We start from the raw sequence: 23,359 nt of genomic DNA on the forward strand, positions 1-23,359 counted from the left end.
CCATGGCCGCCGACCTGCAGGCAGTCAAGGGGCGCACGAATGGCCTACGGGCCGATTCATGCATCACACTTCGACAGCATAAGATATGCATAAGACGATCAGCGGAACTCACTCGCATAAAGAGGAGGCCTCTCGATGTTCCGTGCGGACGTACGCAAGATGATTCTCGGCGGCGTCCTCAAGGGCGCGCGGAGCCGTTCAAGTCTGCGCGCAGATGGGATTCCCCGTGCCGGACTCCTGCTCCTCTACGCCTACCCCACCTTTGATTACTGGCCCGATACGGCAGCGAGTCCGCTTCGCACGTGTGCCACGGAACTGACTGTCGTTGACCTGCACGTGAGTCTGAGGCGTCACCCGGTCCTCAGGAGCATCGACCTGTCGTGCTCGGGCGGCACCACCGCCCTCGTAGGCCCCAACGGCAGCGGCAAGTCCATCCTGCTGCGCACGATCATGGGACTGACGGCGGCGACCTCCGGGCTGATTCACGTCGCCGGGCACACGATTCCGGGAGAGCTCGGCAAAGCCCGAGACTGCTCGGGCCACCTTCCGCAACGCTCCTCCTTCCCCGGACGCTACACGGTGCGGGAGGCACTCGACTATGCGACCTGGACCTCACCCAGCAGGCCCCTTCCGCAAGGCCATCGCAGAGCCGGCCCAGGGGCCCGCAGTCCTGCTGACCACGCACCACACGGAGGATGTCGAGCGTCTGGCCGACAACGTCGTCGTCATATCGGAGGGGAGCACGGTATGGAGCGGTGACGTGACCGGGCTCGAAGACCTCGCGGAACAGGACACGGATGAGAAGCCTCCGGCCCCGGGCTCGTGGATCGAGGCCTCCGTCTCGGGTCTTCTCTCCGAGAATCACGGCGGAGGCCACTCGTAATGGGTCGTAATGGGTCGTAATGGGTGCAGAACAGAGACGGTGGTATGGCCGGAATTAAACAAAATGGCATTCTGGGGCAGCTGCTGCGGGATCCCTGGTTGGCGTCTGCGGAGCACCTCGTATAAGATAGTCTCATGCAGATCGACATGACGGACGAGGAACGGGACATCCTCATCAGGTGGAAGAAGCGCTCGGACACCTACAGGCTTGTGAGAATGAAGGCGGAGGCGATTGTGTACGCTGCCCGCGGCGTCGGCCTGGATATTATCGCGGAGATGGTCGAGCGGGCCGAGGGTACGGTACGTGAGTGGCTGTCAGAATGGCGGAGATACAGGATGGGCTCCGTGGTAACCGGTCACGCCGGCAACGAGAATGCGGCAAAGCTCAAGCGGGCGCAGAAGGAGGAGCTGGAGGAGATTCTCAGTAGACCGCCCTCGGAGGCAGGCGTCAAAGCCGATTTCTGGGACGTCCCGGCCCTTAAGGACGTCGTGCAGATCAAGTTCGGAGTCGAGTACAGGTCCGAGTCCTCCTACCGGCTGCTCATGCGCTTTCTGGGCATGACCTTCAAGCTCCCCGACCCGTTCGACAAGCGCCGCGACGAGAAGGCCATTGCCAGGCGGATGGCCGAGATCCGGCGCCAGGTCAACGATCTGCTGGAAGAAGGCTGGGAGGTCTACACCGTCGACGAGGTCCGCGTCGAGCACGAGGCCGAGACCCGGCGCATGTGGCTTCCCAAGGGAAAGAGAACAAGGCTGTACGTGGACCGCAAGAAGGCGAGCCGGTCGTTCTTCGGGGCACTGAGCCTGACGACCAAGAAAATGAGGATCTACCCCATCGAGGCAAACCAGAACGCCGAGCAGATCACCCTCATGATGGATCGCCTGGCGCGCGAGACCGATGAGGGGAAGAAGATCGCGGTGGTCCTGGACAACGCCAGGTTCCACCACGCCAAGGCCTTGAACGATCTTTATGCCCCCGGCCAGGCTCTGGAGCGCATCACACCCATCTACATGCCCCCCTACGCCCCAGACCACAATCCCACAGAACACGTGTGGAACGCCGCCAAGAACAATATCGCCAACCTCCAGCGCGACACCCCGGAGAACACCTTCGCGGCCTTCACCGCCTACATCACCAACCGCACCTTCGACTACGACTTCGAGCACCTCCCAATCACACCATCACACACCGATCTTGTTTAATTCCAGCCATAACCAGGTGTGGAATGGGGTGTCCACCTGTACCTGGGCCGCCGGCCTGCTCGCCGTCGTCCTCGTCAGATCCTTCGGGCGCTAGTGGGGGTGGGAGTACGAGTGGCTATGGGCCATGGGCGCCCTCTCCTTCTCCTCGATCTTTCTCGTCCCCCTGTGTGCAGGCATTGCCGGACCTTCCAGGGGGCGAAGGCCGACGTTCGGACGCATGTGGAGCCGTACCTCGCCGCGCTTCAGAGCGTCGGCGTCGAGACGCCCGATCGAGTGACTCGGGAGAACGACGGCGGCGACTCTCTGGTTATCGAGTCGAACGACATTGCGGACCCAGACGACCAGAGAACCAGGAGCTCTCTGCTCGACTGGCTTGGTCGCGACAGATGCGCGTCGTGGAGCGGGAACCGAGATGAGGACCCTTCACGGATCATCTGGGACTGGTTGAGTCCTGCGCGCCGAGGGCGTTCCGAAGCATTTCGTGACAAACGTGGATCTGGCTTCCATGAGTACTGAACAGCAGGACGAGACGCTGCGCACCGCGGTCAGCCGGCTCGCGCAGTGCAAGCGGTGACCAGCGCCACCGGAGCTCATTGGGCCGGGGGACACGCCTCCTGTCGCAGGGCCAGAATCGGAGGCTATCGGCCACGGCACAAGCGCCGGAATCGCCCTATCGACCGGCGCTGGTTAGTGGTGCTGCGCTATCTTCGTGTGCCCGAGGTCGCGCTCGCCTGTGCCCTGTCGGTCTGCTGTGCCTTCTTCCTCCACAGGAACCCGTCCCGGTACCCGGGCGGCTGAATGTCTACGCGGTTGTCATCAACGCGGTCCCCGTCCTGCCCGCACTCGCCATCATGGCCTCAGCGGCGAGCGTGGGGGCGCGCGAAGCCGTCTCCGCTCGCGGAAGGCTGAGAGTGCTCGCCCCAGCCCTTCTTATCAACAGCGCCCTGATCGCTCTCACCAGCGCAGTCGCCTGGACCGCCGGAGTCCGGACCCTCGCTCGCAACGGACTCACCCTGTCCTCCGCCGGCACAGCCCTCGCCATATGTGTCGGCACCAGAGCGGCAGGCGTCCCGGTCGTCTGCGTCAACTGGCCTCTTGGGGCGGACGTCCCCGATGAAACGAGATGGCGGTCCTGGCTCATGGCCCCGGCCGGTCGGACCTCCGCGTGGGCACGTGGCGAGCTCACGACCACGTGCGTCCGGCCCGGCTCAGGTACTGCCAGAACCGATCTCGACGAAGGGGCGGGAGGCGGGGCGGCCGAGGAGCGGGGAAGGGACTGCCCGGGCCGGGCCCGACCGTCGTCGGACCCGCCCGGACCTCCCGCCGGTGCCCCCGGCGCGATTCGAACGCGCGACACCCGCTTTAGGAGAGCGGTGCTCTATCCCCTGAGCTACGAGGGCACAGCCCAACCCTACCGCACGCTGCGCCGGGCTGAGACACCCGGCGCCGCGCAACGGATCACGCCGCGGTCAGGCGCGCTTCCAGGGAGTGCCCGGGTTGCGCGAGGCGGGGCCGTCGTCGCCCTTGGTTCGGGCGGGCACCACCATGACCGGGCAGGAGGCGTGCGACAGGACGCCCTGGCTCACCGACCCCAGCAGCAGCCCGGAGAACCCGCCGCGCCCGCGCGAGCCGACGACGACCAGGTCCACCGCCGTCGAGAACTCCGCCATGAGCTCGGCCGCGTTGCCGTCCAGGGCGTGGCGGCGCACCACCACCGCGGGGTGCCCCTCGACCGCGTCGGCCACGGCCCGGTCCAGGCCGGAGCGGACGTCGGCGAGAACCTGCTCGCGGTCGACGGCAGCCGGCAGCCACGCCAGGGCGCCGGCTCCGGAGGCCATGGGCACGGCGGCAATGGCGGTGAGCTCGGCCTCCCAGGCCTCGGCCTCGTGCACGGCCCAGCGAAGCGCCTTGCGGGCCGACTCCGAGCCGTCCACACCGACCACGATGCGGCGCACGGGCGTGTACTCGGCGCCCTCGGTGTGACGGGGCACCACGACCGTGGGGCAGTGGGCGTGCGCCGGCAGCGCCGAGGAGACGGTGCCGAGCAGGCGGTCGGCGAAGCCCCCGCCGCCCCGGGTTCCGACGACGGCGAGCGCCGCCTCGCCGGACAGGTCGACGAGCACCCCGGCGGGGTCGCCGGTCTCCAGGGAGCTGGTCACCGCCACGTTCCTGCCCTGCACCCGGGCGACCGCTTCATCGACGACGGCCTGGGCGCCCGAGCGCACGGCCGTGTCGTCGAGAGCCGCGTACCCGCCGTCGAGAGAGGCCGTGGTGAAGGAGGGCAGGGAGTATGCACACAGAATATGCACCCGCCAGTCGTTGCGCGCGGCTCTGGCCACCGCCCAGTCGACCGCACCGAGAGACTCCGGTGATCCATCGACTCCGACCAGGATGACTCCGTCTTCGGACATGACTTGTGCCCCTTTCTCCGGGCGCCGGGAATCCGATACGGATCATTCTGCCCCGCAATGCCGTGTGCTCAAAGCCACTGAAAGCCACCGCCGCGTGTGGACTGCGTCAACAAGCCGCCTCCACCCGGAACGCGCACGACGGCCGCCCCGGAGGGGGCGGCCGTCGTGCTGCGGGTGACGGGCGGTATGGGCGGCCTCAGGCAACCCGCACGTAGCCGATCGGGGTCTCGTAGATGTCGCGGTAGACGACGCCGGTGGCCTCGGTCCCGGCGTCGATCATCTTGCCGTCCCCGGCGTAGATGCCCACGTGGTGGCCGAAGTAGACGATGTCGCCGGGCTGGGCCTCGGCGGCGGAGACGAGCCTGCCCGCCGACCCCTGGGCCTGCGCGGTGCGCGGCAGGGAGATGCCCATCTGCGCGTAGACGTACTGGACCAGGCCCGAGCAGTCGAAGGCGTCCGGGCCGGCGGCACCGGAGACGTAGGGGCGGCCGACGTACTGCATGGCGATCGCCACGGCGCCGCCAGCGTTGGAGGCGGGCGCCGGAGCCGTTGAGGCGGAGGTCTCGGAGGCGTTGGTGGCCGTCGTCGCGGAGTCGTCCGTCTTCGCGGCCGTGTCGGCCTGCGGAGCAGGTTCCTCGGGGGGAGCCTCCGCGGTGACCTCCTCGGCCACGTCGGCGTCGGTCTTGTTGGCAGTGGCGTTCGGGGAGATCTGGATGGCCGGGTTGGTCAGAACCGCATCACGCGCACCGGCTGCGAGCGCGCCGACGCCGGTGTCCTTCAGCGATCCGGCGGAGTCGGCAGCCTCTGTGCCACTGGCGGCCGACGCGCCGGAGGCGATCATCGTCAGTGCGAGCCCCGAGGAGGCGGCGGCGGCGAGGCTGCGACGCGCCACAGGGGTGACGGACGTGACGGGACGGGAATCCTTGCGGTGACGGGCCCTGGGGCGAGGCTTGGTGGTGGACATCTTTCTCCTTATTGAGCTGCCGAGGTGAGCTGTCGGGTTCGGACTGGAGAAGCCCGGCCTGCTCCCGCAGGCTTCACCCCATAGGCCCGCAGTTCACCCGCGGGCCAGTCGTGGTTCCCCCGTTCCTGCCGTGGTTCGGGAAAGGAGCCCCGGCTCGAGCGGCAGGACAAAGCCTCGAGCCAAGGATCGCGGGGATGGCCTCGCGACATGGGTAACGGTACCCGAGAAGTACCGAAGTGTCACGGCATGATCACGCGCACGGATGTGGGAGTCCACACTTTCCCGTCGGGCGCATCCTCCCAGAGGATGAAAAACCGCCCCGGCCCTGGGGAGACTGGGGCGGTTCCGGAAGCGAGGGCGGCGCGTCAGATACGCAGGAAGGTGCCGCCGCCGCGAACCGGAAGGTAGCGGACGCCGGTGCTCTCGTCCTCGGCGGAGACCATCATGCCGTCGCCGGCGTAGATGGCCACGTGGCCGGACCACCAGATGACGTCGCCGGGCTGGGCCTCGGCGGCCGAGATGACGGTGCCGGCGGCGCGGATGCCCTCGGAGGAGTGGGGAAGAGAGACGCCGAACTGGCCGTAGACGTAGGAGACCAGCCCGGAGCAGTCGAAGGCGCTCGGACCCGAGGCGCCCCAGACATAAGGGGAGCCGACATACTGCATCGCCAGGGCGGCGATCGAGCCGGCGGAGGACTGGGCGGGCGCGGAGGGCGCGGACTCCTGCTGCTCGGCGGGAGCCGAGGCGGGCTGGGCCTGCGTCGCGGGCTGCTCCTCCTGCTGCGGCGCGGGAGCGGCCTCCTCGGCGGCGGGCTGCTCGGCAGCGGGGGCCTCCGCGGTGACGTCCGCGTACTGGTCGGTGGGCTCGAGCCTGGAGGTCGTCGAGGTGGTGATGGCCGCGTTCGTGTTGACGGCCTCGCGCGCCTCGTTGGCAAGGGTGTCGACGCCCGCCTTGGTCAGCGCGCCGGCGGACTCGCCGACGTCGGTGCCCTCCCCGGCGGCGTTGGCGCCGGAGGCGATGATCGTCAGAGCCAGACCTGAGGACGCGGCGACGGCGAGGCCTCGGCGCGCGACAGGACCGGCGTCGGACAGTGGGGTCAGCGGGGGGGCGGCCTTGCGGTGACGGGCCTTGACGCTTGAAGTCACTGGTTTCTCCTGAAAGAGCCTACGGAGTTAGCTGTCGGGTTCGGGCGGGAGACGCCCGGCCCGCTTGCGCGGGCTTCACCCCAAGGCCCGAGCCGGCCGCATGAGCCGGAGCGGACCGGAGAAGTGGTTCCCCCGGGCCTGCCGATGGTGTGTCGGGAAGGAGGAGGCGAACATCGGCAGGCTTAGGCTCTGTCCACCTCTCCGCAGTCGACGTCGCCGACCGCACCGGCAACGTTAGCGGATTTTTATCTCCCGTGGGAAGTCGTCGGGACGCCGACCCGCTGTGCGATCACCCACGAGGGTGAGTGTGCCGTCATACCGCCGATCCGACCGCCCCGATCGTGACCTTTTCGTGACTTATGAGGACCGCCGACGGCGGCCGCAGACCGGGAGGGCGGACCCTGGGCCGGACGCACTCAGACGCAGGGTGACGGCACCGCGGCCGACGACGGGTGGCGGCGCCAGACCGCCACCCTACTGCCTGCGCAGGAAGAGGTGGCGCGCGAAGTCGTGGGAGAGCACCACCGGCTCCTGCGTGGGGCCGACCACGCGCACGCCGCCGGCGGAGGTGCGCAGGCGAACCGTCTCGCCGACCCGGATGCCGGCGTCCTCGACCCGGGCGATGAGCTCCGCGTTGGCCTGAATGGGCTCGCCCACGCGCGCCACGACCGCGGCGAGCTCTCCGGTCCGGCTCAAGCGCGTCGCGCTGACCTCGCCTGCGCCGGGCGCGGGATGCACCGCCGCGCAGGGTGGGATGGTGTTGCCGAACGGGTCCGTGTCGGTGTCCTGGAGGATCTGCGCCAGCCGCTCCTCGACCTGCTCGCTCATCACGTGCTCCCAGCGGCACGCCTCTTCGTGAATTAGGCGACGGTCCATGCCGATGACGTCCAGAAGCAGTCTTTCGGCAAGCCTGTGCTTGCGAATGACCTCGGTGGCGCGGGCGCGCCCGACCTCGGTGAGCTTGAGCGAGCGGTCGTCCGCGACGTGGATGAGGCCGTCGCGCTCCATGCGGGCGACCGTCTGGGAGACCGTGGGCCCGGAGTGGTCGAGGCGCTCAACAATGCGCGCTCGCAAAGGAAGAACGCCGTCCTCCTCCATCTCGTAGACGGTCTTGAGGTACATCTCTGTGGTGTCGATGAGCTCGCTCACGGCCAGGGCCTCCTCACGATTCGACGACGCTGTGCGGGCCTCGCACGGACGGCGGGTCCCAGCCGTCCCGCGCCCCTGGTTCCAGGATATCCGGGCGCCATCGAGCCGCCTCGCAGCATGGGGCCGGAACCGGCCTCCCGCACGACGCCGGGCCCGGCTCACCCGGCGTCGTCGTCCCCGCCCTCCCGGCGCCCGGGCCCGCCGCCCAGCAGGTGGGTGCGGGTGGTGGGGTACAGGCTCACGTGCCAGTGGCGCCGGGCCCACACGACGGCGACCAGGGCGACGACGACGGCCGCGGCCCCGCCCACCGCCAGGGACATGCGCGGCCCCCAGGTGTCCGAGACCCACCCGATCAGCGGCGCACCAATCGGCGTCACGCCCAGCAGACACATCATGTACAGGCTCATGACGCGCCCGCGCACCTCCGGCGCGGTCGTCAGCTGCACCGTCTGATTGGCGCCGGTCAGGACGGTGAGCACACACAGCCCCACCGGCACCGTGGAGGCGGCGAAGAGCCAGTAGGTCGGCATGACGGCCATGACCAGTGTGAAGACCCCCAGGAGGAGGACGGCGCCCACCACCGTGCGCACCCGCGGGCAGCGGCGCCGCGCCGCCCACAGCGCGCCGGCCAGCGAGCCGACGGCGAAGACCGAGGAGACCGTGCCGTAGGCCTCGGACTCCAGGTCGAAGGCGCTGCGCACCATGGCGGCCATGGTGACCTGGAAGTTCAGCGTGAGCATCGAGACCACCGAGATGACCACGATAATGACCATGAGGTCGCCGCGGTGGCGCACGTAGGCCAGCCCCTCGCGCACCTGCCCCTTGGCGCGGGCGGCGCGGGGCAGGTCGTAGAGCTCGGCGACGCGCATGGTCACCAGCGCCAGGGCCGGGAAGAGGAAGGTGAGCGCGTTGATCACGAACACCCAGCCCGCCCCGACCCAGGCGATCACCAGGCCGGCGGCCGCGGGCCCCAGCAGGCGGGCGGCGTTGAAGGAGGCGGAGTTCAGGCCGACGGCGTTGGCGAGGTCGCCCGAGGGCACCATTCGCGCCACGAAGATCTGACGGGCGGGGGCGTCGTAGGCGCTGGCCACGCCGGTGGCGAGGGCCGCGAGGTAGACGTGCCACAGCTGGGCGCGCCCCGCCAGGACGTCGGCGGCCAGGAGGGCCGAGACGACCCCCATGACACTCTGGGTGGCCACCAGGAACCGGCGCTGGTCCACGCGGTCGGCGACGAGCCCGGCGTGCGCGCTCAGCAGCAGGGCCGGCAGGAACTGGAGAGCGGTCGTGGTCCCCGTGGCGGCGGCGGAGTCGTTGGTGAGGATGCGCAGCACGAGCCAGTCCTGGGCCACGCGCTGCATCCACGTGCCGGTGTTGGTCACAAGGGCGGCGAAGAACCAGACGCGGTAGTTGTGGAACTTCAGCGACTCGAAGATGCGGCTCACGGTGGACGACGGCTCCGTTTTCTGTTGACGTGCGCGCAGCGGGCGGGCCCGCGTCCGACGACGGGGTCGGCGCCGGCCGGCAGTGGGCCGGGCCCAGTGAGGGGCAGGGGCGCACGATCGGTGTCCGTCGACGCGCAGCCGGTGCCCGGCGCTGGGCTCCGCGCTCCCGCGGGACGGGCGCGTGATTGTGTGGATCGGTTGATTTTACGCCCGCGTCGGTCCGACGGGGGCGCACCGCGCGCTCGCCGTCGTCGGCTCAGGCGACCCCGAGGATCGCCTTGATGGGCGTGAGCGTGAAGTAGATGATGAACATCAGGGAGGCCACCCACATGAGCGGGTGGATCTCCTTGACCCGCCCGCGCGCCAGCTGGACGACCAGGTAGGCGATGAAGCCCGCGCCGATGCCGTTGGTGATCGAGTAGGAGAAGGGCATCATAATGATGGTGATGAAGGCCGGCAGGGCGATCTCCGGGGACTTCCACTCGATATCGGTCACCTGGGTCATCATGAGGAAGCCGACAATGACCAGGGCCGGGGTGGCGGCCTCGTAGGGAACCATCGAGACGACCGGCGCGAGGAACATGCTCAGCAGGAACAAGACGCCGGTGACCACGGAGGCCAGGCCGGTGCGCGCCCCCTCGCCCACGCCCGCGGCGGACTCGACGTAGGAGGTGTTGGAGGACACGCCGCCCAGGCCGCCCGCGATCGCGGCCAGGGAGTCGACGGCGAGGATCTCGCGGGTCCTCGGCGGGGTGCCGTCCTCGCCGAGGAGGTCGCCCTCAGCGCCGATGGCGACCATGGTGCCCATGGTGTCGAAGAAGTCGGCGAGCAGCAGGGAGAAGACGAGCAGGACGACGCTCACGACGCCGACCCTGTCCAGGGATCCCAGCAGGCTGAAGTGCCCCAGCGTCGCCGGGTCCGGAAGCTCGACCGGGGAGCCGGACAGGGAGGGGACGGACAGGGACCAGCCCGTCGGGTTGGTCTGCGCGTCGAAGGCTCCCAGGTGGGCGGCGGCCTCGATGACGGCCGCGAGCACGGTGGAGGCGACGATGCCGATGAGGATGGAGCCCTTCACCTGGCGCACGTGGAGGATGATCATGAGGAACAGGCCGAAGAGGAATACGAGCACGGGCCAGCCCTGCAACGAGCCGCCCAGTCCCAGCTCCAGCGGCGTGCCCCCGGCGCGGACCACCTTGGCGTCCACCAGGCCGATCAGGGCGATGAACAGGCCGATGCCCACGCTGATGGCGGTCTTGATATGGGCGGGGACCGCCCTGAAGACGGCCTCGCGGAAGCCGGTGAGGACCAGGACGAGGATAATGATGCCCTCGAGGACGATCAGCCCCATGGCGTCGGCGTAGGTCATGCCGCTGGTGCCCACGAGCGTGTAGGCGACCATCGCGTTGATGCCCAGCCCCGCCGCCAGGGCCATCGGGTAGTTGGCGACCAGGCCCATGAGGATCGTCATGACGCCGGCGATCAGGGCGGTGCCGGCGGCGATCTGCTCGGTGGTGCCCAGCGGCGCGACGCCCTCGTGCGGGGTGGACAGGATGAGCGGGTTGAGCACGAGGATGTAGGCCATCGTGAAGAACGTGACGACGCCGCCGCGGATCTCGCGGGCGAGCGTCGAGCCGCGCTCGGTGATGTGGAAGAAGGAGTCGAAGACCGAGCCGCGGGAGGCCGCTTTCTGGGATGTGGGGGTGTGCGTAGTCACAACCCGATCCTTCCAGATGAGACCGGGCGGGCGCGCGGCACGCCCGCTGCGCGGACATCTCGGTCCTGCGGCGGTCGCCCCGGCCCGGCGCGGGGGGCGATCGGGACCAGAACGGGCCGCCACAGCGGCGAGCGGGTCGCCCCGGCCCGGCGCGTCGGCCCGGCGGCGGTCGCGGCTCCCGGATCGCCGTCGTCGCCTCTCCTGCTCGGCGCCGGGACTAGGCCGCCGGCGTCGTGGGAGGCTGGGGGCATGAAGATCCTCCTGACCGATGCCGGTTACATCGACCCCTCCCCCATCCGCGCCGCCGGTCACGACGTCGTCCTGTTCAGCGAGGTCGAGCCCGTCCCGGCCGAGCACCGCGACGCCGAGGGCATGGTCCTGTGGGGCGGCGGCGGGCCGGGGCGCGCCGACGTCCTGGCGCAGATGCCCGGCTACCTCACCCGCCTGCGCTGGATCCAGACGCTGGCCGCGGGGCCGGACAACGTCCTGGCCGCCGGCTTCCCGGACTCGGTGGCGATCACCTCGGGGCGCCACTTCCACGACCGCACGGTGGCCGAGCACGCGGCCGCCCTGGCGCTGGGCTGCGTGCGCTCCCTGCCGACGGCGGTGCGTGCGGCCGACCGCCACGAGTGGGACCGGGCCCTGGGCGGGGCCCACCCGATCCACGACCCGCAGCGCCTGACGACCCTGTACCAGGCGCGCACGCTCGTATGGGGCTTCGGGGCGATCGGGGCCGCCACGGCCCGCCTGCTGACCGCCTTCGGGGCGAGCGTGCGCGGGGTGGCGCGCTCGGCCGGGGATCGGGCCGGCTTCGAGGTCATCGCGGCCTGCGACATCGAGTCGGCCCTGCCGCAGACCGACCTGCTGGTCATGGTGCTGCCGAGCACGCCACAGACCGCGGGGGCGCTGAGCGCCGAGCGGCTCGCGCTGCTGCCGCGCCGCGCCGTCGTGGTCAATGTGGGCCGCGGCACGACGGTCGATCAGGCCGCCCTGGAGGCGGCCCTGCGCTCGGGCACCATCAGCGGGGCGGGGATCGACGTCACCGACCCCGAGCCCCTGCCCGCCGGCTCGACGCTCTGGGACGCACCGAACCTGCTGCTCACCCCGCACGCCGCCGGGGGCCGCGTGGTCGGGGCGGTGGAGCGGATCATCGCCAACGCGGCTGCGGTCGACGCGACGCCGCCCGGCGAGCCGGTCAGCGGCCTGGAGGCCCTGGTCATCCGTTGACGGAGGTCCGGGTCGGGGCCGCTCGCACCGTCGCCCCGGACCGGTCTCGGCGCGGAACTGGACCGGTCTCGGCGCGGATTACGACCGATCTCGACCGGGCAGCCGGGCCTCCAGCTCGGCCAGGGTCGTGGGCCCCTCGGCCTCGGGTGCGGCGCCGTGCTCCGGCGGCCTGGCCGTCAGGCTCGCCACGGCATCGCGGGCGGCGGCCGCCCGCTCGGCGGGCTCGTCTGCGGCCGAGGGCCTCCGCGGCGCCTCGGAGGCGTCCTCCCGCGGCGCCGTCGTCCTGCGGGTGCGGGCAGGGCGCCGCGAGCGGGACGTGCGCGCAGGCTCCTCCTGGGGCGCGACGGGGTTCTCGACCGACTTCTCCGGCTTCTCGGGCCTTCTCGGCTTCTCCGTCTCCTCGTCCGCATCCGGCGCGCTCTTGCCTGGGGCCGGCACCAGCGCCATCGCCCCGCGGGAGCGGCGCGCTCGCCTCCTGCCCGGGCTCTTCCCCGCCTTCGCGGGCGCGCGCCCGGCCCTCCCGGCGGCCGGCTCCTCCTCGACATCGGGCGCGCCCGCGGCCCCGGAAGCGCTCTCGTCTCCGGCAGCAGCCTCGGCATCGGCCCGCTCGGCGGCCTGGCCGCGGCCGCCGCGGATTGAGGCGCCGTCGGTGCCCAGCGGCTCCAAGGCCCTGTCATCCATGTACGACGGCGTCACCGGCCACTCGGGCCCCTGGTCCGGCAGATCGGTCTCGGAGTGGGCCCCGCAGCCGTGGTCGAGGGACACGACCCGGCCGTCGTCGATCGCCAGCTCGTTGGCGCACACCCCGAAGACATGACGCATCCGCCCGGCGATGGGCAGGAGGAACCCGCAGGTCGAGCAGCTCGCGTGCGCCTTGCGGACGCCGTCGGCGTCCGGGCCGTGCTCGCCGTCGTACCACCGCTGGGCGGCCTGCTGGATGCCCTCGGGGCTGAGCACGCGGGCGCGGCCCAGGTCGAGCTCGTCCAGGGCGATCGTGTCGCCCTCCTCGCCCGCGGCCTCCCAGCCGGGCTCGAGGCGCTCGTCGGTCTCGCGCCTGGGCAGGCGGTCGGAGCGGCCGATGTCGCCGGAGCGGAGACGATCGGCCCAGGGCACCCACGGCGGGGCGAGGAGAGCGCCCTCGCCCGGCAGGAGCTCCAGCTCGCAGACCGTCGCGGTGCGGCTGCGCGGCGGCCGCGCCATGGTCACCGCCCAGCGCCAGCCGTCGTAGCCGGCCAGGTTGCACTCGAACAGGTGGGTGACCAGGCGCTCGGCCTGCAGCTTGGCGGCCGTGTGCTCGCCCACCGCCAGCGGCTCGGTGATCTCGTACAGCGCCTCCCGGGCGCGCTCGACGGCGGCCGGGGAGGTCAGGGTCCGGTCCTTGGCGGCCGCCGTGCTCTCCGCCTTGGTCGGCAGGGAGCCGGGCCGTTCGACGTCGGCCTGATCCAGCGCCCCCTTCGGGACTGCGGAGCCCCCGGAGCCGGTCGCGGTTGATGCATCTGTCGCTGCGTCAGTCACCCGCCCAGTGTAGAGGCGCCCTGGCGGGGCCGCTCAACCGGTTCCCGGAGGCCCGCGAGCGCGCGTCGCACAGCCCTGAGGTCGCGGCGGACCCTATCGAGCCCGTCGCGGCCCGAGGGCTCCGGGCGGGCCGCGACGGCGGCGGCCTCGGCCGCCGGAGCATGAGCGTCATCGACAATGGCCTTCAGATACCGCGCTCTCCTCGCCGAGATCGGTCCGGTTCCGGCTCGAGATCGCCGTTGCGATCGGCGGGTCGCCGGTGGGGAATGCGGCAGGTGGCCCCACCGCCCCGCGAGCGCCCGGTTCATCGAGGCGCGCGGATGAGCGCCTGTGGGGCGGACCGTGACCCGGTGCGGCGTCCGGGACTGGGAACGAAGGAACGCGTCTGCGCCGTGGGGCTGCGGGAAATACGCTCGCCCTGAGGGGCTGCGCGAACGGGTTGCACATGGGAGACGGGGCCTCACCAAGGCGACTACCTACTTTTCCGCATGATTCCGCGATTTCCTGACTTCCGTCACGACGAGTTGACGCGCTCCCATGTGCGCAGAGGGGGGTCTGCGCACATGGGAGCGCGTCAACCAGTCTTGACGGTTGGAGCAGATCCGCATAATTCCAACGAAAACCCGCGCCTGCCCCGTCGGGCCCCCTCTCTCCCATGTGCGGACCACCCCACAACCCGCCCCGCCCTCACCCGGATACAGGCCAGGCGGCATGCGCGGACGCCGCAGGAGCCGGCGATCCTGCCCACGCAACCGCACCAATCAGCCAACACGCCCGCCAGACCCAACGGACCGATCTCGAGCCGGAACCGGACCGATCTCGACGAAGGGGGAGAGGTGGCGAAGGAAGGAAGAAGAAGAGAAGTTATAGAGAAAGGAAGGAGAAAGGATGAGATGGAGGAGAGCGGGCCGCCCGGCCTACTCGCCGTTGACCGACACGATCCGGTGGACGGCCACCGTCAGCTCGGTCTGGCGCACGACGTCGGCGATCCGCACCCGCCCCGGCTCGACGGCGAGCACTCGCACCCGCCGCTCCTGCACGGCCCCGTCCGGCCCGGCCAGCCGCAGCCGCAGCTGCGTTCGGGAGGCCTGGGCCTGACGCAGCAGGGCCAGGGCGTGCACGGGGTCGGTGGCGGCGCTCGCGGGAACGCCGGAGTCGGTGCTCATCTGCTCCCCGGCTCGCAGTCGCGAGACCAGCGCCGCGAGCTCGCGCTTCCCGAGACGGCGGCGGCGCACCGAGTGCTGCGAGCCGGGGTACGCCGGCTCGGGCGCCCGCACCCCGCCACGCCGCGCCCGCTCGGCCTCCCCGGCGACGAGCAGCCGGCCGGAGGCGTCCTCCAGGACGGGGGCGAGCCCGGCCGAGCGCAGCTCGCGCAGCACCCGCCCCGTCGGCACCGACGAGGCCAGCACGCCGGGGCCGACCTCCGCCAGCGCCAGGCCGGCCAGCTGCGGGTCGCCGACGATCCCGGCCGCCACCGCCGGGTCCCCCACGCGCAGCACGCTGACGGCCTCGCGCACGCGCACGGCGCCGTGACGGCGAACGGCGTCCTCGATCAGGACCGTCAGGGCGGAGGGCAGCGGCGTCGGGCTGTGGGCCGCCAGCTCCTCGACAATGTCTTCGCCGGAGCAGCCGGCGTCCAGGGCCCCGCGCACCGAGTCGGCGGTGAACCGGACGGTCAGGGCCCCGCCGCGCGACTCGATCACGGCGCAGCGCTCGAGCACCGCCGCCAACGCCGGGACGGGCCGCCCCGGGACGATCGCGGTGAGGTCGGACTGGACCAGCAGCATGTCGACTGGGTCGGGCAGGTCGGCGGCGAGGGCCTCCTCCAGCCGGGCCAGGAGCCGGTCCTCCTCCGACTCCCGGTCATCCGGCCCGTCGGCCCTGAGGCCGCCTCCGGCGCCGGCGCCGGCGCCGGCGGCATCGTCGCCCCACCCACTCAGTCCGGCGCCGCCGTCGTCCCAGAGCGAGGATCCGGCCAGGAGGCGCCCGGCGCTGCTCAGCGCCCCGCCCCCGGTCAGGCCGAGCTGCTCGGCCTCGGCCAGCACCGCCGTCACCGCCCCCTCGGGCACGGGCCGCCGCGGCCTGGCGAAGGTCAGCGCGGCCCGCACCCACATCGGGGTGACCGCCGTCCCCACCGGCAGCGAGGCGAGCAGCCTCAGCACGCGGCGGCGCAAGGTGCGGGCCCAGGCCGCCTCGACGTCGGCGCCCAGCACAGGACGCAGGATGCCGTCGTCGCCGCGCCGGCCGACGAGCCAGGCGGTGCGGGCGCTGGTGGGCCAGGCGACCACCAGGGCGGCCCAGCGCTCGGGCAACTCGGCCCTCAGCCAGGCGGCGGCCGTGCGGGCGGGCACCCAGGCGGCGCCGTCGTCGTCGAGCCCGAGGAGCCCGGTGGCCGCGGCGGCCTCAATGAGCGAGGCGGCGGTGGCGGGCTCGACGCCGAGGGCCTCGGCGGTGCGGCCCAGCGCGCGCACGCCCACGCCGCCGGTGCGCAGGATCGGCCCGCCCTCGCGGCCCCACTCGTCGAGCAGGGCGCCCACCAGGCGGACGGTCTCCTCACCGTGGCGGGTGGCCTCCGCGGCGACGGCGTCGGCGGACAGGACCTCCAGGTCGTCCGGCTCGGGTGCCCTGAGGGGCTCGCGGGTCAGGCGGCCGCCGCGCAGCGCGAGCGCGACCTGCCGGGGCATGACGAAACGGGTGCGGCCGGCGGTGTCGTGGTCGCACGCCAGCCAGCCGCGGCGCACGAGCTCGGCCGCGCCGGGCGCCTTGCCGCCGACGCGCAGCGTGCCCACGGGCGGCCCCCACGTGAGGGCCCGCAGCATGGCGAGCGCGGCCTCGGAGGCCTTGCCCGCCTCGGCGCGCAGCTCAGACAGGGGCGGCGGGAGGGCGATCGGGTCGGCGGCCGCGGGCCCCAGGCCGAAGGGGTGCGGGCCGAAGGCGTCGGCCAGGCCGGTCACGGGCCCGGAGTCGATCACCAGGGCGAGCCGGGCGAGCCGCTCCAGGCGGGCGGCGACGTCCTCGGGCTCCAGGTCGAGCGCCGCGGCCAGGGCGTCGGCGTCCTGCTCCTCCAGGGCGACGACGGCCTCGGCGACGGCGAGGGTGGGGGTGTCCAGGTGCGCCAGGGCCGCCTCCACGCTGGGGCGCGCGCCGGCCCGGGCGGCGAGCGCGGTGAAGGAGGCGGACGGCGGGGTGGTCAGGTCGGGGCGGGCGGTGAAGAGCCCGATGACGTCGGCGTCTGGCAGGGCCGCCAGGTGCCCGGCGAGGTCCTTCAGGCTCGCGCCGCCGGCGGTCGGGGCGCGGGGGCTCCGTTCGCTGCGTTTCTCGTCCCCGCCGCACTGCTCCCCTATGCTCATTCTCACTACTCTAGTGCCCCTGTGCGTGCCCGGCACCCGCGGAGGACGCCACCGGGGCGGGCGCCCCGCGCGCTCCCCCGACGCCCGGGGCGGGCGGGTACCTGTCCAGGCCGATACCGGTCTGACCAGCGCGCTCCCCCGACGCCTGGGGCGGGCGCCCCGCGCGGCCGCCGCGGCGACCCGAAGCGAGCGGCTCGGCCCCGGAGCGAAACGATCCCGGTCGCATCCCTACGTTATTGCTCACTCATACGCGCCGCCCGCCGGTTACAGTGGACGAGTGGGCAATGACGCTGAACCGACCGCATCGACCGAGCCGACCGAGCCGGCGGCATCGGCCAGTCCTATCATCCCAGGCTTCCTCCCGTCCTACCCCGCCGCCACCGACCCCACCGCCCTGCGTCTGATCTGGCCGCAGTGGCAGGGCGCCGGCTACGACAACGCGGGGCTCCTCGTCCCCGAGCTGCCCATCCAGGTCGCCCGCCGCGGCTACGTCGCCGGCGCCCGGGCCCTGGCCGCCATGCTCCCGCCGTCGGGCGGCCCCACCGAGATCGTGCCGGTGTCCCTGGAGGAGCTCGCCGGGCCCGACGGCGCCGAAGGCTCCACCGGCGGCATCGAGTCGCGCAGCGCCGTCCTGGCCGGCATCGACGCCGCCCTGGACCGCATCCGCGCCCACCCGGAGGCCCGGCGGATCCTCACCATCGGCGGTGACTGCTCGGTGTCGGTGGCCCCCTTCGCCCACCTGGCGGCGCAGTACCGGGAGGACCTGGCCGTGGTCTGGGTCGACTCCCACCCCGACACCGACACCCCGGACACCGGCTACGACGGCTACCACGCCATGGCCGTGACCGCCCTGGCGGGCAAGGGCGACCCCGAGGTCCTGGAGCACCTGCCGGCCGCCATCGACCCGTCCCGTATCGCGCTGGCCGGCCTGCACGACTGGGTGGACGACGCCTACGCCCATGTCGCCCAGTGGGGTCTGGCCGTCTTCGGCCCCGAGGACCTGCGCGCCGACAGCGGGGCTCTCATCGACTGGTTCCGCTCCACCGGCGCCTCCAGGCTCGCCATCCACCTCGACGTCGACACGATCGACTCCGACGAGCTGCCCCTGGGTCTTGGGCTCATTCCCGGGGGACTGAGCGCCGCACAGGCCCACCGGCTCGTGGCCGACCTGGGCGAGGCGGGCGACGTCGTCGGGCTCACGATCGCAGAGTTCCTCCCCCGGCGGCTCCTCGCCCTGGGCGCGGTCCTGGCCGACCTGCCCCTGGTCAACGGCTGATCGCGAACGACGGCTCCCGGCGCCCGAGCCCCGGCAGCCGGGCGCAATGGCCGCCATCCGCGGCCCGGGCGCGGCCGTGGCGGCGACCCAAAACCACGGAAACGCTGTGAACAATGCATCGCCCGAATCACGGCGGGAGCGGCACCGCTCTTGGGATACTTCGTGTCATGCCAGCCCCTGCGACGCCCGACGGCCCCCTCATCGTCCAGTCCGACAAGTCGGTCCTGCTGGAGGCGGCCCACCCTGACGCCGACGACGCCCGCCGCGCCATTGCGCCCTTCGCCGAGCTGGAGCGGGCCCCCGAGCACATCCACACCTACCGGATCACCCCGCTCGCGCTGTGGAACGCCCGGGCGGCCGGGCTGGACGCCGAGACCGTCGTCCACGTCCTGATCACCTACTCGCGCTTCCCGGTGCCCCACTCCCTGCTCACCGAGATCGCCGAGACCATGGGCCGCTACGGGCGCCTGCGGCTGGTCGCCGACCCGGCCCACGGCCTGGTCCTGCACACCACGGACGTGCCGGTCCTGGAGGAGGTCATGCGCTCCAAGCGCACCCAGGGCCTGCTGGGGACCCGGCTGGGGGAGGCCGACGTCGTCGTCCACCCCTCCGAGCGTGGCCACCTCAAGCAGGTCCTCATCAGGCTGGGCTGGCCCGCGGAGGACCTGGCCGGCTACGTCGACGGCGAGGCCCACCCGATCGCCCTGCACGACGACCCGGCCGGGGTGCAGTCGCACGCCTCCGGGGCCTTCGCGCTGCGCCCCTACCAGGCCGAGGCGGTGGAGAGCTTCTGGTCGGGGGGCAGCGGCGTCGTCGTCCTGCCCTGCGGGGCCGGCAAGACCCTGGTGGGGGCCGCCGTCATGGCGAGGAGCTCGACGACGACGCTCATCCTGGTCACCAACGCCGTCTCGGCCCGCCAGTGGAAGGAGGAGCTCATGCGCTTCACCTCCCTGACCGCGGACGAGATCGGCGAGTACTCGGGGTCCCGCAAGGAGGTCCGGCCCGTCACCATCGCGACGTACCAGGTGCTGACCACCAAGCGCAAGGGCGTCTACCCGCACCTGGACCTGCTGGACTCCCACGACTGGGGGCTCATCGTCTACGACGAGGTCCACCTCCTGCCCGCCCCGATCTTCCGCATGACGGCGGACCTGCAGGCGAGACGCCGCCTGGGGCTGACCGCCACGCTCGTGCGCGAGGACGGGCGCGAGGACGAGGTCTTCTCCCTGATCGGGCCCAAGCGCTACGACGCCCCCTGGAAGGACCTGGAGAACCAGGGGTGGATCGCCCCGGCCGTGTGCACCGAGGTGCGCCTCGCCCTGGACTCCGGGGAGCGGATGGCCTACGCGACCGCCGAGAAGGAGGACAAGTACCGTCTGGCGGCCGCCACACCCGCCAAGCTGGAGGTGGTGGACAAGCTGCTGGCCCGCCACCGCGGGGAGTCCGCGCTGGTCATCGGCCAGTACGTCGATCAGCTCGAGGAGCTCGCCGAGCACCTGGACGCCCCGCTCATCACCGGGGCCACCACGGTGCGCGAGCGCCAGCGGCTCTACGGGGCCTTCCGTGCTGGGGAGGTGAGCACGCTCGTGGTCTCCAAGGTCGCGAACTTCTCCATCGACCTGCCGGGCGCCAGCGTGGCCGTGCAGGTGTCCGGCTCCTTCGGGTCCCGCCAGGAGGAGGCGCAGCGGCTGGGGCGGATCGTGCGGCCCAAGGAGGATGGGCGCCAGGCGCACTTCTACACGGTCGTCACCCGCGACACGATCGACCAGGAGCTCGCCGCCCACCGGCAGCGCTTCCTGGCCGAGCAGGGCTACGGCTACGACATTATCGACGCCGGAGACCTGTAGGGCGGGGCCCGCGCCTGCGCCGGCCCCGCGCCTGCGCCGGCCCTGCCCCGGCCCCGCCCCGTCGAGATAGACGTTTTCGGACGAGGTAGACGGTGTCACCGTCTACCTCGTCCGAAAACGTCTATCTCGACGTCTGGATCTTGCCGTCGTCAGCCCTGCACGACGGCGGGCGCCGCGGCTGCGCGGCCGGTGCGGGCGGTGTGAGCCGCGCGGGCCCGCGCGTTGCGCACCAGGATCCGGGCCAGGGCCCTGCCGAAGGCCTGGATGACCGGCTCGACCCTCTCGGCGTCGGCGCGGGCGCGCGCACCCGCCTCGACGGCCTCGGCGGGCAGCTCGGAGTCGGGCAGCGCCTCGGCCTCCTCCTCGCCCTCGACGACGCCCAGGGCGCGGGCCGCCGACCGGGCCCGCCAGTACTCGATGCGCGCCGGCGTGGACTCGGGGTGGTGCTGGAGGGCCAGGAGCTTACCCGCGCGCCACGCCTGCACCGGAGCGCCGGCGGAGGCGGCCAGCAGCGTCGCCTCCTGGGGCAGGCGGACGACGCCGTCGTCGTGGGAGACGATGACGGGCAGCCGGGTGCCGTCCCGGGTGGGGACGCCGGCCCGCACCGCGGCGCGCACGGCCTCGTCCACGATCTCGGAGAAGACGGCGTCGCCCGCGGCGGCCTCGGTCAGCTCCAGCTCGACGACGCCGCCCTCGCCCCCGTGCGGAGAGGGGACCGCGGTGGCCCCGCCCAGCGCCTCGGCGGCGACCTGGGCGCCCAGGCAGATCGCGACCGCTGGCACGCGCTCGGTCACCGCGTCCCGCAGCAGGGCGCGCAGGTCCGCCAGCCAGGGGTGCTCGACGTCGTCGTGCGCGCTCATGGCCCCGCCCAGGACGACGAGGCCGCCGTCGATCTGGGACAGGTCGGGGATCGCATCACCGGACCAGGGCCGCACCATGCGCAGGGAGGCGCCCTCGGCGAAGAGCCACTCGCCCAGGCGGCCCAGGGGCGCGAAGGCCTCGGGCTCGACGACGGTGACCACCGGCGCTGAGGTCGGCACCGACGCCGGCACTGACGCAGGTGCGGCTCCCCGCTCGGGCCGGGCGGCGCGGGCGGCCGCCACCGCCGCAGATGAGTTCGGGTTATCAATCATGGCCACAAGGGTGACCTCTCCCTGTCAGAGCCGCAACACGAGGGCGCGGGCGCGCAGGCGGGCCGGGGCGGGCGCCCCTCAGGGCATGGCCCACATCCAGGAGCTGATCGTGGCCCAGACCTCGGTGCCGAGCACAGGCCGCAGAGGGATGTTCGTCGGAGTGCCGCCGGGGTCGGTGAGGGGGCCGGGCTGCTCCATGATCTCGTAGAGCATGGAGCGCACGCCGAGGGTCAGCATCTGCCCGGTGAGGGTGAAGCCGTCCCGGTCCCGGTCCTGGCGCATGCGCATCACCATGGTCCACTGCCCGGCCTCGGCGTCGCGGACGAAGCTGGAGGCGCGCGGCCCGTTGCGCCCAATGACCTGCATGAGACGCACGGCGGCCTCGATGTCCGCCAGGCGCGCGGCGGAGGCGAGGGTGTCGAAGATCTCCTCGGGGCCGTCGTCGATCACGGGCCGGGGGTAGAGGTGGTCGTTGGCCAGGGCGATGTGGGGGACCTCGACGTCGTCGCAGGCGTAGATGTGGACGCCGTCGGCGTCGTAGCGCGCAATGGTGCACCGCGGCGCGGCCAGGAAGATGACCAGGTCGCGCACGCTCACCGCATCGGCCGGGTCGAGGCGGCGCAGGACGTACCGGGCGTCGGCCGTCACGAGGCCCGCGAGCACGCCCCGGGCCGCCTCCGTCGGGCCGTAGGGGTCGATCACGCCCAGGTCCTCCAGGCCGGCCAGGGCGCCTTCCGCGTAGGTGGCGCGCTCGGCGGCGGGCCCGGTGAGCATGCGCTCCAGGACGTCCCACTGGGCGGCCTCCAGGACGATGACGCCACGATCGGTGTCGAAGGAGCTCATGCCGTCACCTCCAGGGTGTCGCTCATGGCCAGGAACTGTTCGGAGACGGCGCCGAACTCGCGGGTGGCGCACGTGAAGGTCACGGTCCACAGGTGGGTGCCCTCGGCGCTGCGATCCAGCCAGGCCACCTGGAACAGGGTCAGGGCCTCGTCGTCGAGGATGTAGATGCCGCTGCGCAGCCGCCGCCCCTCGGGGCTGCCGGCGGCCGGGAACTCGTCGATCATGCGCATGCCGGGGACGCTGTCCGCCATGACGCGGGCCGAGCCGACCAGGACCTCCTCGGGGTCCTCGTCCGGGGCGAGCGTCGTGCGCACGGCCACGAGGTTGGGGGCGTAGGTGCGGGTGGCGGGCACGGCCGCCGCCACGTACCGCACCGTGTCGCCCGCGGCGTCGAGCAGGCCCGCGGGCAGTCCGGACAGGTCCTCCAGGGTGATCGTCTGCCACCCCGGGGCGAGCCGGACATTGATTGTGTCACGCATTGTTCTTCCCATCCCTTGCGTGCGGGGGTCTCCGGCGCGGCGGGCCCGGGCCGGCGGGCCCGGGCCGGCGCCGGGGCCCCTGCGGCCCTCGAGGCCCCAGGCCCGGCGCCGGCCGTCTCGCCGGTGAGGCCACCAGCGTAGCGTCGAGGCGGGCGCGCGTCCGCGGGCTCCGTCTTGTCAGTGGCTCGTCAGTGGCCTGTCAGTGGCCGACGGCGGTCGGCGCGGTGTCGGCGGAGGGCCCGGCGGACGGAGAGCAGGCGGGGCCCGCCCGGCGGCACGGCGGGCGGTCGGCGGGCGGGGAGCCTGCCCGGCGGCACTCCCGGGCCTGCGCCGTGGACGGGGGAAGCGCATGCTCCTCCATCAGCCGGCGAGAACCGCCGGGATCGCCTCATCGAGGTATGGCTGAAATTAAACAAAATCGTTGTCTGTCGGCGTGATTGGGAGACGCTCCGGGGCTTGTCGTCGGGACGGAGGGGCGGCTTGGCGGGTTGGCGCCTGGGGTGATCATTCCCAGTTCGGCCCAGCCCTTGCCGCCGACGTGGCGGAGGTCTGCTCGCCCTTCCCGGGGCCTGCTCGGGCTGGTCGGTGGCCCTGATGCGGTCGTGTCGTGGGTGCGTCCGGGCAGGGTGGCCGGGAGCCGGGCCAGGTGGCCGGCCAAGGTGCAGGCGACCGGACGCGTTGTGCCCGGCGGTCTTGCGCTTTCCCGACTAGCGCTCGGGGTGGTTCTTCCAGGTAGGCAGGGTATCGGTGTGCCGTCGACGATCAGCTTTGAGGCGGGA

The 23,359-nt window shown here is 72.4% G+C and carries 16 protein-coding genes, 1 tRNA gene and 2 riboswitches; of the genes, 5 read left to right on the plus strand and 12 right to left on the minus strand.

Annotated features, from left to right (window positions below; all coding sequences use genetic code 11):
• Window positions 1-159: 159 nt before the first annotated feature.
• Together AIF0345_RS16745 and AIF0345_RS14585 are read left to right on the plus strand one after the other, a co-directional pair.
• Entirely contained in the window at window positions 160-759 is a 600-nt protein-coding gene (locus AIF0345_RS16745; RefSeq protein ID WP_353962071.1) for an ATP-binding cassette domain-containing protein, read from the plus strand.
• Window positions 760-1,017: 258 nt separating this feature from the next.
• Entirely contained in the window at window positions 1,018-2,085 is a 1,068-nt protein-coding gene (locus AIF0345_RS14585; protein ID WP_285296555.1) for an IS630 family transposase, read from the plus strand.
• Between the two features lie 1,327 nt (window positions 2,086-3,412).
• On the opposite strand, the gene AIF0345_RS14590 is transcribed toward AIF0345_RS14585, so the two are convergent.
• The 7 genes from AIF0345_RS14590 to AIF0345_RS14620 all read right to left on the minus strand — a co-directional run bounded on the left by AIF0345_RS14590 (window position 3,413) and on the right by AIF0345_RS14620 (window position 10,910).
• Window positions 3,413-3,485, minus strand: a tRNA-Arg gene (locus AIF0345_RS14590).
• A 69-nt stretch (window positions 3,486-3,554) separates the two neighbouring features.
• Window positions 3,555-4,496: a universal stress protein gene (locus tag AIF0345_RS14595; RefSeq protein WP_043559983.1), complete on the minus strand. Its 942-nt coding sequence runs from the start codon at window positions 4,494-4,496 to the stop codon at window positions 3,555-3,557.
• Between the two features lie 196 nt (window positions 4,497-4,692).
• Window positions 4,693-5,460: a C40 family peptidase gene (locus tag AIF0345_RS14600; protein WP_043559985.1), complete on the minus strand. Its 768-nt coding sequence runs from the start codon at window positions 5,458-5,460 to the stop codon at window positions 4,693-4,695.
• Window positions 5,460-5,615, minus strand: a riboswitch (cyclic di-AMP (ydaO/yuaA leader). (Overlaps the previous gene by 1 nt.)
• Window positions 5,616-5,825: 210 nt before the next feature.
• The gene (locus tag AIF0345_RS14605) at window positions 5,826-6,605 is read right to left on the minus strand and encodes a C40 family peptidase (protein WP_043559987.1); all 780 of its coding nucleotides are present in this window, start codon (window positions 6,603-6,605) and stop codon (window positions 5,826-5,828) included.
• Between the two features lies 1 nt (window position 6,606).
• A riboswitch (cyclic di-AMP (ydaO/yuaA leader) is annotated at window positions 6,607-6,794 on the minus strand.
• Between the two features lie 285 nt (window positions 6,795-7,079).
• Complete coding sequence (locus tag AIF0345_RS14610) at window positions 7,080-7,754, minus strand: metal-dependent transcriptional regulator (protein ID WP_043559989.1); 675 nt, start codon at window positions 7,752-7,754, stop codon at window positions 7,080-7,082.
• Window positions 7,755-7,912: 158 nt separating this feature from the next.
• Window positions 7,913-9,196, minus strand: a complete 1,284-nt coding sequence (locus tag AIF0345_RS14615) for an MFS transporter (protein ID WP_268917131.1) — start codon at window positions 9,194-9,196, stop codon at window positions 7,913-7,915.
• 256 nt (window positions 9,197-9,452) lie between these two features.
• A complete protein-coding gene (locus AIF0345_RS14620) occupies window positions 9,453-10,910 on the minus strand; it encodes an NCS2 family permease (protein ID WP_268917132.1) in 1,458 nt (485 codons plus the stop codon).
• Between the two features lie 249 nt (window positions 10,911-11,159).
• On the opposite strand from AIF0345_RS14620, the gene AIF0345_RS14625 reads away from it, so the two are divergent.
• Entirely contained in the window at window positions 11,160-12,137 is a 978-nt protein-coding gene (locus tag AIF0345_RS14625; protein WP_043559996.1) for an NAD(P)-dependent oxidoreductase, read from the plus strand.
• 78 nt (window positions 12,138-12,215) lie between these two features.
• Here the strand turns inward: AIF0345_RS14625 and AIF0345_RS14630 are convergent, their stop codons facing one another.
• Together AIF0345_RS14630 and AIF0345_RS14635 are read right to left on the minus strand one after the other, a co-directional pair.
• On the minus strand, window positions 12,216-13,652 hold the full coding sequence (locus AIF0345_RS14630) for a DUF3027 domain-containing protein (RefSeq protein ID WP_285296556.1): 1,437 nt from the start codon (window positions 13,650-13,652) through the stop codon (window positions 12,216-12,218).
• Window positions 13,653-14,569: 917 nt separating this feature from the next.
• On the minus strand, window positions 14,570-17,002 hold the full coding sequence (locus AIF0345_RS14635; RefSeq protein WP_285296557.1) for a helicase-associated domain-containing protein: 2,433 nt from the start codon (window positions 17,000-17,002) through the stop codon (window positions 14,570-14,572).
• A 277-nt stretch (window positions 17,003-17,279) separates the two neighbouring features.
• Here AIF0345_RS14635 and AIF0345_RS14640 point away from each other — a divergent pair, with 277 nt between their 5' ends.
• Window positions 17,280-18,278, plus strand: coding sequence for an arginase family protein (locus tag AIF0345_RS14640; RefSeq protein WP_285296558.1), 999 nt, complete (start codon window positions 17,280-17,282; stop codon window positions 18,276-18,278).
• A 167-nt stretch (window positions 18,279-18,445) separates the two neighbouring features.
• Window positions 18,446-20,125 carry a DNA repair helicase XPB gene (locus AIF0345_RS14645; RefSeq protein WP_285296559.1) on the plus strand — a complete coding sequence of 560 codons (1,680 nt, stop codon included), beginning with the start codon at window positions 18,446-18,448 and terminating at the stop codon, window positions 20,123-20,125.
• Between the two features lie 149 nt (window positions 20,126-20,274).
• On the opposite strand, the gene AIF0345_RS14650 is transcribed toward AIF0345_RS14645, so the two are convergent.
• The 3 genes from AIF0345_RS14650 to AIF0345_RS14660 all read right to left on the minus strand — a co-directional run bounded on the left by AIF0345_RS14650 (window position 20,275) and on the right by AIF0345_RS14660 (window position 22,580).
• A complete protein-coding gene (locus AIF0345_RS14650) occupies window positions 20,275-21,258 on the minus strand; it encodes a type 1 glutamine amidotransferase (protein ID WP_285296560.1) in 984 nt (327 codons plus the stop codon).
• Window positions 21,259-21,336: 78 nt separating this feature from the next.
• Window positions 21,337-22,101 carry a hypothetical protein gene (locus AIF0345_RS14655; RefSeq protein ID WP_285296561.1) on the minus strand — a complete coding sequence of 255 codons (765 nt, stop codon included), beginning with the start codon at window positions 22,099-22,101 and terminating at the stop codon, window positions 21,337-21,339.
• Window positions 22,098-22,580 carry a DcrB/PsbP domain-containing protein gene (locus AIF0345_RS14660; protein WP_268918695.1) on the minus strand — a complete coding sequence of 161 codons (483 nt, stop codon included), beginning with the start codon at window positions 22,578-22,580 and terminating at the stop codon, window positions 22,098-22,100. Before AIF0345_RS14660 ends, AIF0345_RS14655 begins: the two co-directional genes overlap by 4 nt.
• Between the last annotated feature and the right edge of the window lie 779 nt (window positions 22,581-23,359).

The sequence above is a fragment of the Actinomyces israelii genome (genome assembly GCF_030253495.1).
Classification (GTDB): Bacteria; Actinomycetota; Actinomycetes; order Actinomycetales; family Actinomycetaceae; genus Actinomyces; species Actinomyces israelii.